This is a genomic window from Aurantibacter sp. UH7 (assembly GCF_056839165.1).
Map to the genome: position 1 here is coordinate 3177619 of NZ_CM166388.1, position 18380 is coordinate 3195998.

At 29.9% G+C, this 18380-nt stretch carries 17 protein-coding genes; 7 read left to right on the top strand and 10 right to left on the bottom strand.

The window, feature by feature from the left end; all coding sequences use genetic code 11:
* Window positions 1–15: 15 nt before the first annotated feature.
* From UH7x_RS13370 to UH7x_RS13380, 3 genes are all read right to left on the bottom strand, one after another.
* On the bottom strand, window positions 16–1131 hold the full coding sequence (locus tag UH7x_RS13370) for an alpha/beta hydrolase (protein ID WP_482360426.1): 1116 nt from the start codon (window positions 1129–1131) through the stop codon (window positions 16–18).
* A gap of 286 nt (window positions 1132–1417) precedes the next feature.
* Window positions 1418–2011, bottom strand: coding sequence for a hypothetical protein (locus UH7x_RS13375; RefSeq protein WP_482360427.1), 594 nt, complete (start codon window positions 2009–2011; stop codon window positions 1418–1420).
* 124 nt (window positions 2012–2135) lie between these two features.
* The gene (locus UH7x_RS13380; RefSeq protein ID WP_482360428.1) at window positions 2136–3260 is read right to left on the bottom strand and encodes a helix-turn-helix domain-containing protein; all 1125 of its coding nucleotides are present in this window, start codon (window positions 3258–3260) and stop codon (window positions 2136–2138) included.
* 357 nt (window positions 3261–3617) lie between these two features.
* Here UH7x_RS13380 and UH7x_RS13385 point away from each other — a divergent pair, with 357 nt between their 5' ends.
* The 7 genes from UH7x_RS13385 (at window position 3618) to UH7x_RS13415 (ending at window position 11492) form a co-directional block, all read left to right on the top strand.
* Entirely contained in the window at window positions 3618–4208 is a 591-nt protein-coding gene (locus tag UH7x_RS13385) for a TetR/AcrR family transcriptional regulator (RefSeq protein WP_482360429.1), read from the top strand.
* Between the two features lie 49 nt (window positions 4209–4257).
* Window positions 4258–5505, top strand: coding sequence for a beta-ketoacyl-ACP synthase II (fabF, locus tag UH7x_RS13390; protein WP_482360430.1), 1248 nt, complete (start codon window positions 4258–4260; stop codon window positions 5503–5505).
* Between the two features lie 11 nt (window positions 5506–5516).
* Complete coding sequence (locus tag UH7x_RS13395) at window positions 5517–6026, top strand: DUF6653 family protein (protein WP_482360431.1); 510 nt, start codon at window positions 5517–5519, stop codon at window positions 6024–6026.
* Between the two features lie 158 nt (window positions 6027–6184).
* Window positions 6185–8566 (top strand): TonB-dependent receptor, encoded by a 2382-nt coding sequence (locus UH7x_RS13400; protein ID WP_482360432.1) that lies wholly within the window; start codon window positions 6185–6187, stop codon window positions 8564–8566.
* 11 nt (window positions 8567–8577) lie between these two features.
* Window positions 8578–9171 carry a Crp/Fnr family transcriptional regulator gene (locus UH7x_RS13405; RefSeq protein WP_482360433.1) on the top strand — a complete coding sequence of 198 codons (594 nt, stop codon included), beginning with the start codon at window positions 8578–8580 and terminating at the stop codon, window positions 9169–9171.
* A gap of 662 nt (window positions 9172–9833) precedes the next feature.
* Complete coding sequence (locus UH7x_RS13410; protein WP_482360434.1) at window positions 9834–10748, top strand: DUF6268 family outer membrane beta-barrel protein; 915 nt, start codon at window positions 9834–9836, stop codon at window positions 10746–10748.
* Between the two features lie 351 nt (window positions 10749–11099).
* The gene (locus UH7x_RS13415; protein WP_482360435.1) at window positions 11100–11492 is read left to right on the top strand and encodes a cupin domain-containing protein; all 393 of its coding nucleotides are present in this window, start codon (window positions 11100–11102) and stop codon (window positions 11490–11492) included.
* 2 nt (window positions 11493–11494) lie between these two features.
* On the opposite strand, the gene UH7x_RS13420 is transcribed toward UH7x_RS13415, so the two are convergent.
* From UH7x_RS13420 to UH7x_RS13450, 7 genes are all read right to left on the bottom strand, one after another.
* Window positions 11495–11791 carry a hypothetical protein gene (locus UH7x_RS13420; RefSeq protein WP_482360436.1) on the bottom strand — a complete coding sequence of 99 codons (297 nt, stop codon included), beginning with the start codon at window positions 11789–11791 and terminating at the stop codon, window positions 11495–11497.
* Window positions 11792–11851: 60 nt separating this feature from the next.
* Complete coding sequence (locus UH7x_RS13425) at window positions 11852–13237, bottom strand: hypothetical protein (protein WP_482360437.1); 1386 nt, start codon at window positions 13235–13237, stop codon at window positions 11852–11854.
* A 40-nt stretch (window positions 13238–13277) separates the two neighbouring features.
* Complete coding sequence (locus UH7x_RS13430) at window positions 13278–14360, bottom strand: adenylate/guanylate cyclase domain-containing protein (RefSeq protein ID WP_482360438.1); 1083 nt, start codon at window positions 14358–14360, stop codon at window positions 13278–13280.
* A 74-nt stretch (window positions 14361–14434) separates the two neighbouring features.
* Window positions 14435–14890, bottom strand: a complete 456-nt coding sequence (locus UH7x_RS13435; RefSeq protein ID WP_482360439.1) for a DinB family protein — start codon at window positions 14888–14890, stop codon at window positions 14435–14437.
* 26 nt (window positions 14891–14916) lie between these two features.
* Window positions 14917–15306 carry a DUF983 domain-containing protein gene (locus tag UH7x_RS13440; RefSeq protein WP_482360440.1) on the bottom strand — a complete coding sequence of 130 codons (390 nt, stop codon included), beginning with the start codon at window positions 15304–15306 and terminating at the stop codon, window positions 14917–14919.
* Between the two features lie 356 nt (window positions 15307–15662).
* The gene (locus tag UH7x_RS13445) at window positions 15663–16754 is read right to left on the bottom strand and encodes an alkene reductase (protein ID WP_482360441.1); all 1092 of its coding nucleotides are present in this window, start codon (window positions 16752–16754) and stop codon (window positions 15663–15665) included.
* Window positions 16754–18376, bottom strand: a complete 1623-nt coding sequence (locus UH7x_RS13450) for a DHA2 family efflux MFS transporter permease subunit (protein WP_482360442.1) — start codon at window positions 18374–18376, stop codon at window positions 16754–16756. The genes UH7x_RS13445 and UH7x_RS13450 overlap by 1 nt, the downstream gene beginning before the upstream one ends.
* Window positions 18377–18380: the final 4 nt, after the last annotated feature.

Here is an 18380-nt window from a genome sequence, read left to right on the forward strand (position 1 = left end):
TAAATTATAGCCTTTTTATTTTACAATAGATTTTAAGTCTTGTAATTCTTTGGATTTTGGATAATATTTTAACGCTAAATTCAAAACCTCTTTAGATTCCTTTCTACGACCTTGTTTCTCTAACCTTTTTATAGTCCCTGATAATGTTTGAGCCGCATAGAATGAATTCTCAATTGGTGCGATTTCAAATCCATAATCGACAGAAAGATTTTCATAAAATAATTTGATTTCTCTTGAGGGATTTTTTGAATTCCAAAAGTCTCTATAAGGTACATTCCATTTTTTTGAAGGATAGATTGTTTGGAGGCCATTTTGAATTCCGGTTATTGACATTCCATAATGATTTTGATTTTCAATTACCTCAAATTTGTATTTAATTCTTGGATTTGAATCCGATACCAGTTGTTGATTTAGTTCAATAAATGCTTTAGCTTCTTCTTCGGGTCTTCTTTTTAAATCGTCATCGGCCTTACCTATATAAATTGCCGCTTTCGGATGAAGACTATCTTTAACGGATTTAAGAACCTTTTGAGCTATCGTTTCCCCAGAGATAGTGCGTAAAGATAACTCGGCAGCAAGAACAATGTAACCATTAAATAAGTCAGGCTCATTCCAAAAAGACTCGAAAACAGGACTAAATGTCGGAGACATTCCAATAATTGTTTTACCAGAATTAATTCGGTATTTACTATTAAGATTTGGGAAAAGTTCTTCTCTAAAAAACTTTAGATAATCCTTAGCATTACTATGACCTTTCCCAAAAAAATATTCTCCTTGGCTATTACTTAACTCAAATGCCATATCATAACGCTTATCTGTATTGTTCGGGATGCCTACAATAATACTCTCTGGCATTTCATTTCTTGATGCTTTTATCTTTACAATAGCGCTTGTTATTTCAAATAAATATTCAGCATCCATAACCACAATAATGGGATAACTGTGTATGCTATTATCATAATTAGATGGAAGAGAAATGTAAATATCTCTATCTTCCTTTAAGATATGGGATGATACACTAAATCGTTCTCCTATTTCAATTTTTTCCTTATTTACTTGGTCTTTATCCTTAGATTCAGATTTGCAAGAGAAGAGGAATAGAACGATTGTTAAACTAAATAGTATTTTCATATAAGATTTGTAATTCCGAGTTCTGAGCTAATAAACGTTACTTTTTTTTAGTTAATTATAGGTTACGGATTTTGGTTTTTATATCATGATTTTTTAAATGGTTCGAAATTACAAGTTTCAAAGCTTATATATTGTTTTTTTTTTTAGATTACGGTACCTCCCAAGTATATATTGAATATTATAAATTCGAATGTATTCTCATTATTATTTACTCAACTTAACCATTGATACAAAATAGTAATCTACAAAACCTTTGAACTCTATTATCTATTATGGCGTTTTAATTTTAGAACCTGTATCCTAAGAAGAGCCATGTGTTGGGCACAAATTTATGCTCTCTTATTGTAGTTTCTCCCCATTCTTGCTCTGGTATTGAATTAAAATTATACCTGATCGGTATTAAGACTCTCAAATAAAGATGCTTAATTTTAAAAATATCCATTTTTTGAAAACCGAAATTAACTCCAGCTGTAAGGGTATGGTTTTTAATTTCATTATCCGAGATTAAATGATCATACTCATCGTATACATAGCCAACATTTGCGCCATAGTGCCAGAGTTTTCGTTTGCCAAAAAATCTACTGTATGTAAGTTCATAAATTCTAAAGTAGCCCTCTACATTATCGCCATCTACAGCTGCGGCTTCATTACTAGATAAGTGCCTCTCTGTCATATCAATTTCTCCAATACTTAAGCTTAATTGGTGCTTTGGGTTAAACCTATAACCAACTTCACCAGCAAAGTATTTGAACTCATTCATTGACATTTCTAATAGTTCATAACCCACAAAGAATTTTTTTGTTTGATTTTCTTGTGCATTTGAAATAATTGTACTGCCCATAAAAAATATTAGAGCAGAAATAAAATTAAGTTTTTTCATAAAAGTTATCTATTAAATTTTCGGCAAAGGTGCTTTATATTCATACTCTAAACGACCCATATTGAAATATGACACACCTTTGTTAGAATAAATAATGAAGCTTAAAAATTGAATAGAGAGAATTTTATTTACTCGATGATTTTATAAACTCAGTTGGAGTTTTACCAGTTATTTTTTTAAAATTTCTATTAAAAGAAGACTTGGAGTTAAAGCCACAATCATATGCTAATGAAGAAACATTATATATTTCATGTTCCTCCATGGCTATTTTATTTTTAAATTCTTCAATACGTAGTGAATTAATATAATCGAAAAATGAAGTTTCTAAAATTTCATTAATGTACTGGGATAAATAATTTGGATGAACACCAATTTTATTTGCTAAAATATTTAATGATAAATCTGGATCTAAATAGGCTTTTTCTTTTTTCGAATATTCTTCAAGACCAGATTTTATTAATTCTGTTTTTTCTTTATTAAAGCCAGAAGTAGAATACCGAGTTGTAGTTTGTTTAGAAGAATCCGTACGTGGCACTATTTCACTTTGTTTTAACTCATTGTGACTTTCTAATACATCAATTTTAGTATGGGAATTTATTTCACCTTTTTTAATACCAAAATACCCCACTAATATAATATATATGGAAACTGTGGTAAAGATTAAGCTTTCATTAGCAAATATTATTACAAACCAAACAATAGCTAATCCCCCAGATAAAAATTCAAGCCATTTTAAATTGATATATGGAAGTGTAGAAAATTGGTTTTGAAGCGCTTTTTTGTAAGCCTTTATCAAAAACAAACTCCAAATTATATAAGCTAGACCAGAAATTATATTAAGAATGTGTTTAAAAACTATAAAATTTTCAAATCCATATCCATCATTTTTAAGAATATCTATTTTTTGTTTTCCAGGTAGAATGAAGAAGTTTATAAGATAAATAATGACTAAAATAAAAGGAATGAAATGAAGCCAAGATGGAATCTTAATTCTTTTATGTGTCTTGGTCAGTTCAGAAACATAAAGAAAAAGAAAAGGACCATGCAATAGAGGAAATGGTATCTGGATACCAGCTAAAAAAGGATATTCTTCAATTGTACCATTATTGGATAAATGAAATAAAATCAAATGAATGAATACGATGAATAACCAAAAAGACAAAATTGTATCAACATTTTTTCTGTTTTTTTTAAAAAAAATAAGTACACTTAAGAATAATGATAGACTAATTCCAGAAACTACTAACATAACGGCTGATTTTATTATTTGTATAACACTTTCATTTTAGGAATGAACTTTTCATTACAATAACCTTCTCCGTTTTCCTAGTAATGGAGTTTACAAAATAAAAATATATTAAAATATTTCTATTAGCTTTTCAAGTTTTAAATAATTTGAATATACTCAGGATAATGTTCCTTGTTTACTTTGCAGATAATGTGATACTGAACAAAGTCGCAAAGTTATAATATCTTATTCAATCTTTAAATTTTGAAACAATTAAATCTACCTAGTAAACATATTTTGTGTTTTCCAAATAGAATAATGTAATAGTAATTTTATATAAAGCTTGTTTTTTCATATACCGTAGAGTATATTAGCCGAATGATAAGATCAGATAAGACCAGACAATTTATCATTGAAAAAACAGCAAGTATATTTAACAAGAAGGGATATGTAGGCACATATTTGTCGGATATTACAAATGCTACTGGCCTAACTAAAGGTAGTATTTATGGAAATTTCAAAGATAAAAATGAAGTTGCTTTAGAAGCGTTCAGATATAATTACGCCTTTCAAAGTGAGGGTATTAATGATAAAATTAAAAGAGAGCAACGATCTGCTGACAAACTTTTCGCATTTCTAAACCATTACAAAGTAGAATATAAAATTATTTTTGAAAATGGTGGTTGTGCCATTTTAAATACGGCAATAGATGCTGATGATGGAAATCATATATTGAAAGATGAAGTTATAAAATCTATAAAAAATTGGATTACGAGAATTGCTGATATTTTAGATGACGGTATCCAAAAAAAGGAGTTAAAAAAAGTTAATACTATGGAATTCGCAACAAGAATGGTTGCATTAATTGAAGGAAGTATCATGTTATCCAAAACACTAAATCAGTCCAGTATATTATTAAAAAATATTGAATATATAGAGGGAGAAATTAATAGTCTAATTGTTAAATAAAAAAATTTACAAACCCATATACTTTACGGTATATGATAACTTTAAAAAAATGAAAAGAGTAGTGATAACTGGATTAGGCGCCATAACACCTATTGGAAATAAAGTGGAAAGCTATTGGAAAAACTTGTTGAAGGGTATTTCTGGAGCAGATAAAATCACTCGTTTTGATACCACTAATTTTAAAACGAATTTTGCTTGTGAAGTCAAAAACTATAACCCATTAGATTACTTTGATAGAAAGGAATCTAGAAAATTGGATAGATTTAACCAATATGGGCTCATAGCTTGTGAAGAAGCAATTATTGATGCGGATTTGCAATTTGAAAATTTAAATAAAGACAGAATTGGTGTGATTTTCTCTAGTGGAATTGGTGGTTTTGAAACTTTTGAAAACGAAATATTAAATTTCTTTGAAAATGCAAGTCTTCCAAGATTTAATCCTTTTTTTATTACTAAACTAATAGCAAATGGTGTTGCTGGTCTTATATCAATACGACATGGTTTAAGAGGAGTAAATTCGTGTCCGGTTACAGCTTGTGCTTCATCAACAAATGGATTGATTCAGGCGTACAATTATATCAAATGGGGAAAAGCTGATATTATTATCACAGGAGGATCTGAAGCTCCGATTACAAAATCTTCTATCGGTGGTTTTAATGCTATGAAAGCCTTATCTACGAACAATGAAAATTATAAAACAGCTTCGAGACCATTTGATACAAGTAGAGATGGATTTGTAATTGGCGAAGGTGCTGGAACTTTAGTCGTAGAAAGTTTAGAAAGTGCAAAGAAAAGAGGTGCTAAAATATATGCGGAAATTATTGGAGGAGCAGAAACTGCAGATGCTTATCATATTACTGGAACTCACCCTGAAGGTCAAGGAGCGTACTTGGCAATGAAACAAGCAATAGAAGAGAGTGAAATATCAGTAGATAAAATCGATTATATTAATGCTCATGCTACTTCTACAGGTTTAGGAGATATATCCGAAATTATGGCAATAAAAAAGCTTTTTGCAAAAAACCTGGATAAGATTGTTATCAGTGCAACAAAGTCTATGACTGGTCATTTATTAGGAGCTACCGGGGCAATTGAAGCAATTGCAACATGTTTAACACTATCATCAAATGTGATACCGCCAACTATAAACACAGTAAGTATAGATGAGAGTATTCCTACTAATCTAAATTTTTCTTTGAAAAAGAAAACCGATAAAAGTGTCAACTTTGCACTTACTAATAGTTTTGGTTTTGGTGGCCATTGCGCAGCCATGGTTTTAAAGAAATATACTTCATAAAAATATAGATAATGACATTAGAAAGAAAAGTTGCCAAGATATTTAATTTGACTGACGAAAATTGGTTAAAACATTCTAATCCATGGAGTGTCTGGACTAGATATTCGGTTTTACCAATTATAATTTTTGCATTTTGGAGTAGGTTATGGATTGGTTGGTGGTGTGTATTCCCAGGCTCTATTTCTCTGCTTTGGATGTTTTTTAATCCTATTTTTTTTAAAAAACCAACATCAACAAAAAATTGGGCGTCAAAAGCAGTAATGGGTGAACGTGTTTATTTAAATAGAGATCAAGTTTCCATACCCGAAATTCACAATAGTCCTATTTATAAAATTCTAAATACAATTTCTTCTATTGGGATGATACTATCTATTTGGGCTACTGTAAATTACTCAATATGGGGTGCAATACTTGGTGTAGCCCTTGCATATTTAGGTAAGAGTTGGTATTTGGATAGAATGGTTTGGCTCTTTGAAGACATGAAAAACAATAATAAAAAATACAAAAGTTGGGATTACTAGGTATCTTTTAAAAATTAGTGATATTATTATTATTTAAATAACTAATATGGATGAAAACTTTATGATTTGTTAAAAAAAACCTTTATTGATTTTGATCAATGAATTTAGGGATTTAAAGAATGTTTCTTTGCTGAAAATCAAATAAATATTTTAGAATCATGAAGAAAATCCTATTTATACTTATTATTTTACAGACTATAAGTTCATACAGTCAAAAAGGAACAATAAAGGGGAAAGTTATAGACAAACAATCAGAACTTCCTCTTTTAGGGGCGAGTGTAGAACTATTATTGCCGGATAAACTAGTAGGTGTTATAACTGACTTTGATGGTTATTTTACACTAGATAATGTTCCCATTGGAAGACAAGAAATTAGAATTAGTTATATAGGCTATGAAACCAATACAATTTCTAATATTGAAGTGAGTACAGGGAAAGATATAAATATTACAATTACACTAACAGAATCTTTTGCTAAATTGGACGAAGTGGTTCTCACAAGTAGTACAAACAAAGTTAAATCTTTAAACAAATTCTCAGCAGTTTCCGCACGTCAATTTGGTGTTAAAGAAGTTGGGCGATATGCTGGAGGAAGAAATGACGTTGCTAGATTAGCAAGTAATTTTGCTGGAGTTGCATCCCCTGATGATAGTCGAAATGATATTGTAGTTAGAGGAAATTCTCCAACTGGATTATTATGGCGTGTAGAAGGTATTCCTATTCCAAGCCCTAACCATTTTTCGGCTTTGGGTACAACTGGTAGCCCTGTATCTGCTTTAAATCCTAATCTTCTTAAAAATTCAGACTTCATAACCTCTGCATTTCCTGCTGAATACGGTAACGCTATTGGAGGTGTCTTTGATTTAGGTTTTAGAAATGGAAATAAAGATGAATATGAGTACTCGTTCCAAATGGGAGCATTTTCAGGCTTAGAAGGAACCGCAGAAGGGCCATTGAATAAAAAGAATAACGGTTCATTTTTAGTAGCTGCGAGATACTCCCTTATTGGACTTATAGGAGGAGCAGGTACAAGCGACACACCAAATTATGCTGATATCTCCTATAATATCAATTTAGGAAAAAGTAAATTAGGTAGCTTTTCTCTATTTGGAATAATGGGCACTTCAAGTATCGATTTAATTGGTGAAGATTATGATGAAGATGACCTTTTTTCGGCAGAAGACGAAAACTCCTATGTTTCCTCCACTATTGGTGTTTTAGGTGCTAAACACTTACTAAGTATAGGTGAAAGTTCGTATTTAAAAACGGTTATAGCGGGTGCTTTTAACAATAGTGATTACGAGGAAGATCGAATCATTGATTTAGATACTGATAATGAAAGAATTATAAGATATGCTGAAAGCAATAATGAGGAATCCAGATTAACATTTTCAACCTTATTTAACACCAAAATTAATAATAAATTCACTTTAAGAACGGGGCTTTTATTTGAGAATTTTTCAACAGATTTGAACAGAAAAGAGAGAGATGAGCAAGAGGATGGAAATAATGATGGTGATCCAGATTTAGTTACTATTAGGAATATTAATGGAAGTTATAATGTATTTCAACCTTATGTACAGACAAAATATAGATTAACTGAAACCTTGACGTTAAATACGGGAATACATACTATGTTTAGTGACCTAAATGAGCAGTTTGTTGTAGAACCTAGAGCATCAATGTCATGGCAGATAAAACCACAGCATACGATTAATATAGGGTATGGTATTCACCATCAAAATGTACCCACACCCTTGCTATTTTTAAGTGAGGAAGTAAATGGAGAGACCTTAAACCCTAATGAAGATTTAGATTTTGTAAGAAGTCAGCATTATGTTTTGGGATATGATTTTAAGCTAACAAGAAGTTGGAGAGCCAAAATAGAAGCTTATTATCAAAAGATAGACAATGCTGCAATTGATGAAACTCCATCTAGTTATTCTTCTTTGACTGAAGGAGCTGATTTTACGTTCTCGTCTGATAATACGAACTTGGTAAGTTCCGGAACAGGAGAAAATAAGGGATTAGAATTAACTTTAGAAAAATCATTTAGTAAAGGTTTTCATGCTTTAATAACGAGTTCTATATTTGAAAGTAAGTATGAAGGTAGTGATGGAATAAAAAGGAGTACTCCTTTTGATAATGGTTATATTGTTAATTTTTTAGCAGGTAAGGAATATAAAATCGGAAAACAAAAGAAAAATATTTTTTCAATAGATGCTCGTTTTGTATCCTCTGGAGGAAAATATTATACTCCTGTTGATTTAGAAGCATCTCAAAATGCTGGCTATGAAATTTTGCAGGATGATTTGGCGTTTAGTCAACAGTACGATGATTACATGAGACTAGATTTAAAACTAGGTTTTACATTAAATAGTAATAAAAAGAAATCATCTCACAAATTTTACATTGACCTACAGAACATTACCAATAGAGATAATGTTTTTGTAAGACAATATAACAGAATTACTAATAATGTTAATCAAATAAATCAAGCAGGTTTCTTTCCTGATTTTGGTTACCGGTTTCAATTTTAAATAAAATAATTATGCATGAACAGGTTATAGCATTTTTTAAAAAATTTATACAATTAGAAGAAAAGGATATTCTTAGAATTGAGGAATTGACAACGGTAAAGAAATTTTCAAAGAATGAATTTATTCTAACACAAGGTAAGGTGTGTTCTTTTGTTGCTTTTATAAATAGTGGGGCTTTTAGAGGGTTTTATTCTGTAGATGGTCAAGAATATAGTAAGCAATTTTTCTTTGAAGATGGTTTTTGTACAGACTATTCAAGTTTTTTAACAGGTAAAAAATCTTTAACTTATTTACAAGCTATTGAAGATAGTACAGTAATTATTTTTGAAAAAAAAGATGTAGAACATATGTATAAAACAATACCAAATTTTGTAGAATTTGGTAAGTTATTAGCAGAAAGCTTATATATAAAGGTATGTGACATAAAAGCTTCTTTTATTCTAAATACACCAGAGGAGCGATATTCACACTTAGCAAAAGACCGCCCTCGGGTTATACAAAGAGTGCCACAATACATGTTAGCATCATATCTTGGCGTTACACCAGAAGCTCTTAGTAGGATACGAAAGCGTTTAGGTAAAACTCATAATTATAGTAATAGATAAAGGCGAAGAAAAATAAAATTAGACTAAATTAAAGTATTGCAATTACTTTTAATTATAATCAAGATTGTATTTCAAAATTATAACTTTTGAACATACAAGACTCATTTTATTAATGCTATAGATATTCATTAATTCAGTTTTCATTTCTAAACTTAATATGATAAAAAGATGTTCTCCAATACCTTAATTTGGGTGAAAGAGTTAATCTAAATAGTATTAATAATATTAAAACTTAAGTTTGAAATATTGCTTATTCTTTTAATATTACAGTGGCTATTTGACTTATTGTATATGGTAATAAATTAAGAAATAATACAAACCTATTTAATTAAAAAGTTGTATTTAAATTGGATACTATCACACTTCTTAAAGTTCAATAATTATTACCATATAAGAAAGTCGAGACTATAGAAAACTCAGAAATTAATTTAAAAACCTTTAAAATTATTCTTGGAAGCAACAGAAACACTAGCTTTTAAAAAAGCATTTCAACAATTCATTTCTTTTCCTGATAATGATTGGGAGAAAATTAAGGAAAAAATTACCATAAAGAATTATAATAAAGGGGGATCTATTTTTAAGATCTGGACAAGTAAGTAATACTCTAGGCTTTATTACTAAAGGTTTTTTTAGAAAATATTATTTAAAAGAAGTAAACGAGAATGAAGAATCTAATATTTATAACAAGTATAGCACTTTTTACCTCTTTATATGTCAGTGCACAGTCCTTTGACGAAATATTTAATGCTAGTCATAATATATTTTCAGAAATAGATAATGACATAGAAAACAGTAATATAAAATCAAATAAAGCATCCTTGACCAAATTTTATTTAGCAGGACCTCCTATAGAATTAGGGAAGTTGAGAGTTATATACAATGCAGAATATAAATGGTACCAAAATGATTTCACTAGTAAAAATGGTGAAGAACTCTTATTTGCTGAAGATTTACACGATGTTCGTTTAACCTCTATTTTTAATTATAGGCTCAATAGGAAATGGGCTTTGAATTATGTTAATTTTTCAACAGTTAAATCTGATTTCAAAAATTTCAATTTTTCTAATGCTTACAAAGGAATTAACGCATTTACGGTAGGATTTCATCCAAAAGGCGAAGATAATTTCAGGCTTGGTTTAGGAATAACGTATTCTCAGGAAATGGGAGATGCTCTCATACTTCCCGTTGCGTTTCTTTATTATAAAACAGATAATTGGCTTATTGATTTAATGTATCCTCGATTAAACGTTTTTCGGAAATTATCAAAAAAACTTGAATTAGGTTTTATGGTGAATTATGATATTGGAGCATTTGACGTCGAATTTAATAAAGACCTATTGATAGGTATGGATGTGACTCCTGAGTATCAAACAACAACAAACCTAACTTTTACTCCACAAATAAATTATTATTTAACAAACAATATTACCGCCTATGCCAGAGCTGGAATAAATTTAATATCAGAGCATAGTTTAACAGATGGTGATTTCAATGAAATAGAAAGTGTAGGATATGAAGCTAAAAAAATAGTGCCAACTTTTGGATTTGGTGTTACGGTTAAAATACCACATGATTAATATAATTAAAGATATCATCTATTTCAATTTTATAAGATTTTATTATCAAGAATTTTTAACCTAGAAACCATATATATGTTTTGTGAAAGTAAAGTGTTTTTAAATATTTTTAAGTATGTTTTTCTATCTAGTATACAAGTAAAATTGTATCTAGAAATATTTTTTATTTCAAAATTGAAATTGAGAAAACGTCAATAAAAAAAGAAGATTTATTATTGTAATTTTATTACTATAATATATTTTTAAGTGATTCAAATAAAAGATTAGATGTAATGTTTTAGTAACATACATTACAATAGTTTTTGATCAAATAAATGATAATTAGCAAATTAAAGTTTCATAATAATAATAATGAAAAAACTAAATTTTATCACTCTAGTATGCATAACCATTTGCTGTTTCTCAAGCCTTGCACAAAATGTGAGCAGAAAGGAACTACTGAAAGAAATAGTTGATCAAAATTTATCATCAGTTGAAACACAAGAGATAACATTGGCCGCAGGAGTTAGAGCGCCAAAACATATGCACCCATGCCCTGTAGTGGGATATGTTATTTCTGGTAGCGTTATTTTTCAAATTGAAGGAGAGGAACAGAAAACATTACACGAGGGAGATGCTTTTTACGAGCCAAAAAATAAAACAATTTTGCATTTTGATAATGCTTCCAAAGAAGAGGCATTGACCTTTGTTGTTTTTTATTTGAAAGAAGGCAATGAAGTAAATATTAGAATGTTGGAAAATTAAAATTATTGAGTATAATCATTAATTTCCTCATATGTTTCTACAGATACTCTTTTTCCCAATTGATGCATAAACTGCATCTGCTTAGGATTTTTTGAACCCCAAAAAGCTCTCCAATCTTTCATAGCGTTCCATCGCGCAATAGTTTTTATTTCCTTCTGATTTTCATAGTTTTTTAGCATAAAGCTTCCTCTAGCCCCTAGAACAGTTTTGTGAATTTTGTTTGTAGTTACTTTCCAAGTTTCAATAAATAATTTTAAGTTTTCTGGCTCTACATGCCAAGTATATACTACTCTTATCATTATAAATTTGGAATAAAAGATTATAAAATAGTTTTATGCTAGCTCTACGATTTTGTCGATTTATTGAAAAGATAAACTCTCCATTAATATGGAAATGTCTTCTGAATGAGAATTAATGATAATCAAATATGTTTTATCCTTCAAGAATTTTATATAAGTAAATTCAGAGTTTACGTCCGGTTTCCATTCTTTCAACTCTTCAAAACTTTCTTTTATCAAATCTAACTTATGCTGGTTTTTATCTGAAACAAGGATAATCTTGGTTATTGGATGGGTCTTCATTTTTTCAATGGTAAGAGCATCTAATTTGGCTTCATATTCATTGATATTCGAGAATCTATGATTCTTCATCAAATTTTTATAAACTTCTTTATTTTCAGAAATCACGAATCGTTGCATAAATATAAAGTCAATATCTTGAATCCAGCTTGGAAATTCTTCATCCAAAACAGAGATATAATCGTTTATGAATTCTTGGTCAATTGTTTTATTTTCATTAAAATATTTTTCAATTAACGGATATATTTTCTGAGCCATATTTGAAATGAATTTGTTTCTATACCAATTTCCCTCAGGGAGTTCTCCGCTTAATTTTTGATATAGATACCCATTAGCAATAGAAGTGGTGATAGCTTCATTAAACAGAAGCTGAGCATAATTTGATGATTTTGAATTATTATTTTTAAACCAAGTTTCTATATCCTTTTTTACAAGAAGTGATTGTTCATCATATACAATATGTGAGGACTCATGAAATAGTACTGCTAAAAGTTCTTCAAAATCTTCAAACCCCTGAGGGATTCCGGCGATTGCAATATTATAAAAAGCTGTAGCACTAAAACCTCTTTTCCGTGGATTAGGTATGGGGTACATGGAAAGTTTAAAAGGAATAGAGAAATCCCAGTTGGATTCGTGAAAGTTTACTGTTTGTTTAAATAGCTTGTCAATGTCTACTTTTGAAATTAACTCACGGGTTTTCTTTATCTGTTGATTGAACTTTAATCTACAAGGTTTAAAAACTAATTCGTCATAAACTGGTTGAAACGCAAGCAAAATTTCATATAGCTTATTTAAATCATGATTAGGAATTATACCAAAGGACTTTCTTTTAAATTCTTTCAGATTATTACTTTCAATAAGATTTCTTCCTAAAATAAAATAAGTATTGCCTCCTATCTTGTTTCCATAAGGGTATTGAGGGTATTCATATTGATAAAAAATATTGATTTTCTCAAAATCAATTATAAGTTCTTTGTATTTTTCTGTGTCATACTTTGAATTTTTAAACACCTCTTTGTATGGATTAGATGAATAATTGGACGAAAGGTTGTTTAAAAAATCAAGCGTTGCGTAATTTTTTGAAAACTCTACATTGAAGGTCATTTTTTGTGAAAAACAGCTAAAAGTAGATAAAAAGAAACATAGGATGATTAAATAGTTTTTCATGTGTTTTTATTTTTAATTGCTCTTTTACTATAGCAAAATCTCAAATTAATATTGATTGATTATTCTGTTTGGAAATGTCATAGATATGAATTTTTTTTGTTTTCCCTTTTAATATTCTTGTATCTACATATTCTATATCTATATTGATTGATGTGGAGAATTCACTCTCAAAAAAGTTGTGAGATACTAGAAATTTTTTGTCAAGTGTTTTGCATAAACCTTCAATTCTTGCTGCAACATTTAAAACATCCCCGTGATAGGCAATCATTTTCTTTATTTCACCTACTTCACTAACCATAACAGGTCCTACATCTGCACCAGCCTTAAATGATGGAAGAGTATCATATTTATTTTGATAATACTCCTTTCTTTTTAGAAGAACCGACTCATAATTAAAAAACAACTCAACTAAATATGATTTATTTTTAGGTGTATTTTCCCAATGTAAAACAACTTGATCCCCTACATATTGATATACTTCTGCATCATACTTATAAATTACTTGTGTCAAATCTTTAAAGCAATCTTGCACTAAAGAACTATAATTATAATGTCCCATATGTTCAGCTAACGTCGTTGAGTTATCTAAATCTAAAAATAAGAAAATACGATTATCTTCTTTAGGTTTTCGGTATTTCCCAATTAAAAAATTTAATAACGTTTTTCGCCCAAGGTGTTGGTTGATTTGACGTAGAAAATTTACTAAAAAGCTAATTAAATATGAGTACAGTAATAGTAATAAAAAGCCATTTTCAGTGGTGACAAATTTAAATGCATTTGTAGTTTTAATACCGAGTTCAACGGCTTGATTGGAAAAGAAAATTGCAACTTTGTATATTACTATTAAAAATACAATAACATGTAAAACACTTTTTAAAAATATCTTTAAAAAGTAAGAATCACGTAACAAGTTATAATCGAACATGACATAATCCATAGTTTCAGTAACAATTCCCGATATTAATGCTACTGGGAAGCTTACAATTATTAAAAATAAAAGTGAATCTATCGGGTTTTGAAAATCATTTAAGACATAAGAAAGAGAAATCTGAAATGTTATAAAAAAGGATAGCCATACCGTCACAGTTAAAAAAAGGTATCTCACATATCTTGTACTAATCATGTTATATCTTAATAAGTTTTGCGGATAAGTTCTAATTTTGAATCAGTTAAAGAAATAATTCGTGTTTCATCTTTTTAAAGAAACTTTCGAATATTCAACATACACCCTAAATGTAAGCCCTCATGATAATTATTAAATTCAAAAGCATCTTTTAATGAGCTTAAATGAAATCCTGTTCCTGTCATTCTTTCATTAAAAGAAACAAATTTTTTGTTATAAAAATCTTGTTCTGTTTTTTCAATTAAGGATATCAAAAGCTCTTTTAGTTCCTTAATCTCATCTGCAGTAGTTTGTTCAGTTGGCTTTGTTCCTGGCTTATAAAGTTCAAATAATTCTTCAGAGATATTTTCTTTGACATTAGACGATTTATATATTAATGCCTGTTGTGCAACTATTATATGCCCAATATTCCATATTAGATTATTACTAAATCCTTCAGGGATTTTATTCAGTTGTTCCAACGTGTATTTGTCAAAGTATTCTAAGAATAAGTTCCTACTTGTTCTCCAAGTTTTAAATGTTGATTCCATTGTTATAATTATATATAATTGTTAGATTAACTTAATTGTTTTTCTTTAAAATTAGGGTCATACTTAATAAAAAATATAATCCAAATATTCCTTGATAGCCTACCGATAATTGGGGAACTAATTACCAGCAGGCATACAATTACTTTGAAACAATTAACTAATAATAAGTTGAATACTAAATAACTTAAAATAAAAGTTAATACAGCTATTAAAACACTCAAACCGTAGCTTATATACATTGCTCCAAAGAAGAAAGAAGGTTCTATTTTAAATTTTATATTACAAGAGGAACATCTTTCATGCATTTTAAAAAGTTCAGCCAAAATAAAAGGGTTTGAATTTTTGAACATTCTTCCTTTTCGACATTTTGGACATCTGCCCTTCAAAAGGGTATGTAAGATGTTTTTTTTTATCATACTTTTTTTAAACTTATATATGTCAAATTGTTTTTTGATAAATGTTCAAAAACATGTTTGTTAACCTTCTTGTTTCCTTGTTCTTTTATTCTGATAACTTTTGCTTCTGTTCCAATTTCGTTTATATGGAGTAACTCAATAATATCCTCTTTTTTTAATGTTTTACAACTATTGAAAACCTTATGAATCTCAACGCATAACGTATAAATATGTGCAAACTCGCATTGGTAACAAAAAGTCTTATCATTTTGAAATAATACGGTTCCCGGGGAATAATTAAGAACTTCCTTTAGAGTTTTAGAATTTTCACAGCTATTAAAACTATATATTACAATTACTGTCATGAATTAAAAACCCTATAGATCTAATGTTTCATAGTCAATATAACCTTCTTCACCTCCAGCATAATATGTGCTTTCATCAGGGACATTAAAATCGGCTTCTATCATAAACCGTTTTGGTAGGTCTGGATTGGAAATAAATAATTTACCAAAAGCAACAACATCTACAATACCATTAAATATTTCAAAATCTGCTTTTTCTAGATTATATGCACCATTACCCATGATTTTTCCATCATAATATTTACCTAAAGTTGCACTTATACCATTTTCAAAATCAAGATTTTTATAGGCGGTAGCATCTTCAATTAAATGTACATAAGCCAAATTAAAGCTGCTCAACTCTTTTAATATATAGGAATACAAGCCTAACGGATTACTATCGCTTATATCATTAAAAGTGCTTAATGGAGATAATCGCACTCCAACTTTTTGTAAACTAAAGTACTTACGTACTTCTTTAAGTATTTCTATTAATAAACGGGTTCTATTTTGGAATGAGCCACCATAATTATCAGTTCTCTTATTAGTTTTATCTCTTAAAAACTGATCAATTAAATATCCATTCGCAGCATGAATTTCAATACCATCAAAGCCTGCCTCAAAGGCATTTTTAGCAGCATTACCAAACTGAGATACAATATCCTCAATTTCTTGGATATCTATTGCTCTTGGGGCGATGAAATCATCTTTTTCGTTTAAAGATGATTTGTATATAAGTCTTTGTGGTTCTATTGCGGAAGGTGCTATAGGTTCATCTTCTCTTGTAATCTCAGGGTGAGATATTCGTCCTCCATGAAATAACTGAATAAATATTTTACTTCCCGATTCATGTACAGCTTCGGTTACTTTATTCCAACCAATTACTTGCTCTTTGTTGTAAATTCCTGGTGTATTTGGGTAACTTGTTCCTTGCAATGATATTTGTGACGCTTCTGATATAATTAAACCTGCACTTGCTCTTTGGGCATAGTAGGTTGCCATTATAGGAGTAGGCACACCATCTGCGGTAGCTCGACTTCTTGTCATGGAAGCCATCACTATGCGGTTTTTTAATTTTAATGCTCCTAACTCAGTGGATTCAAAAAGTATGCTTTCTAATTTCATTATAATTGTATTTGGTTTAAATCTCTTTTGGTTAAATAAATTTTTGTAGCAATAATTACTGGTGCCGCACATAAAAACACCATGGAAATAGCAAAAAAAGTGTTTTGAAAAGCTAAAACTGCGGATTGTACATTTAATGCAATATCAACTGTTCCTAGTGCTGCACTTTTAGCTTCTATTGGATTATATCCTCTAGAAATAAGTGCCTGTGTTGCACCTTGTACCCTTTCACTAAAAAGAGTGTTATACGGATTGGTGTGTTGTAGTAAGTTTTTCCTATGGAATGCCATTTGATGTGATAGATAAGTGGGCAGAAAAGCCATAGCAAACGAACCTCCACACTGTCTCCCAAAATTGAACAGCCCAGTACCAGTTAATAGTTCATTGCCTTTTAATTCGTTAAAAGCAATAAAGATTATAGGTACAAATAGCAGCCCAAGACCAAGGCCTCTAAGCATCATTGCAGGAATCATATCTGGAAAACCAGATATTACGGTAACATCTGATACTAAAATCATAGAAGTTATAACACAGACAACACCTAAAGCTGCACTAGCAAAAGGAGGTATTTTTTTGGTATCTACAATGATGGCACTAGTAATTAATCCCAATAATATTGCAATGCCACTCGGAAACAATGTAAACCCGACCGCAGCACTTTGATACCGAAGTACATTCTGGACAAAGCCAGGTATAACTGCTCCACTTCCAAATAAGGCAAATCCAGACACAAAACTTATTAAAAAAGCTAGTGAGAAAGACGAATTTCTAAATACAGAAAAGTCAATTAATTTATAGTTTTGATCATCTCTTTTATTTTGAATGAAAAATAAAATAAATCCAATTAGTGCTGTAATTGATAATAGTGTTATTTTTTGTTCTTCAAACCAATCGTATCGAGATCCTTCCTCCATTACGAATTGAAAAGCACCCAGTCCTATCGATAACCAAATAACATTTAGCCAATTAATTTTTGCTTGATTGTCAGAATTCTTAGGTAAAACGGATTTTGGTATTTTATTAATTAATGGCATTACACATATCCCTACGATTACCGTAAATAAAAATATTAGCTGCCACATATAGTGATACGTAAGCCAACCACTAAAAGCAGGAATAACATTAGGACCCAAAACAATGGCTAAGCTAAAAATAGCTTGTATAGTTCCTTGTTTTTTAATTGGAAATATGGTGAATAGAACTGTTTGGGCAACGGTGTAAAAAGCAGCACTACCTGCTCCTAAAAACACTCGTCCAACCATAAAAAGACCAAAAGAAGCAGTAGTGCCGCACAAAAAAGCTCCAATAATAAATATGATAAGTGAGTATAGTAATAATCTTTTTCCTCCTATGATTTTAGTTAACTGAATGGAGAGAATTAGGAAAATTAACTTGGATATAAAATATCCTATATTCATCCAAATTATTTCGTCTGCCGTTGCACTTAAAAAACCAGCAATTTCATCAATAGCCACAGATGAAGAAGTAGCAACTAATATATCCAATGCAGCACAAAGTGTGAGTCCTAAAAGTATAAGCCACTTTTTTTTTGCAGCTATAGAAAGAGGACTCCTTAGATTAACGGTCTCACTTATATTTTTTGTCATAGCAGGTGTACGCATATAA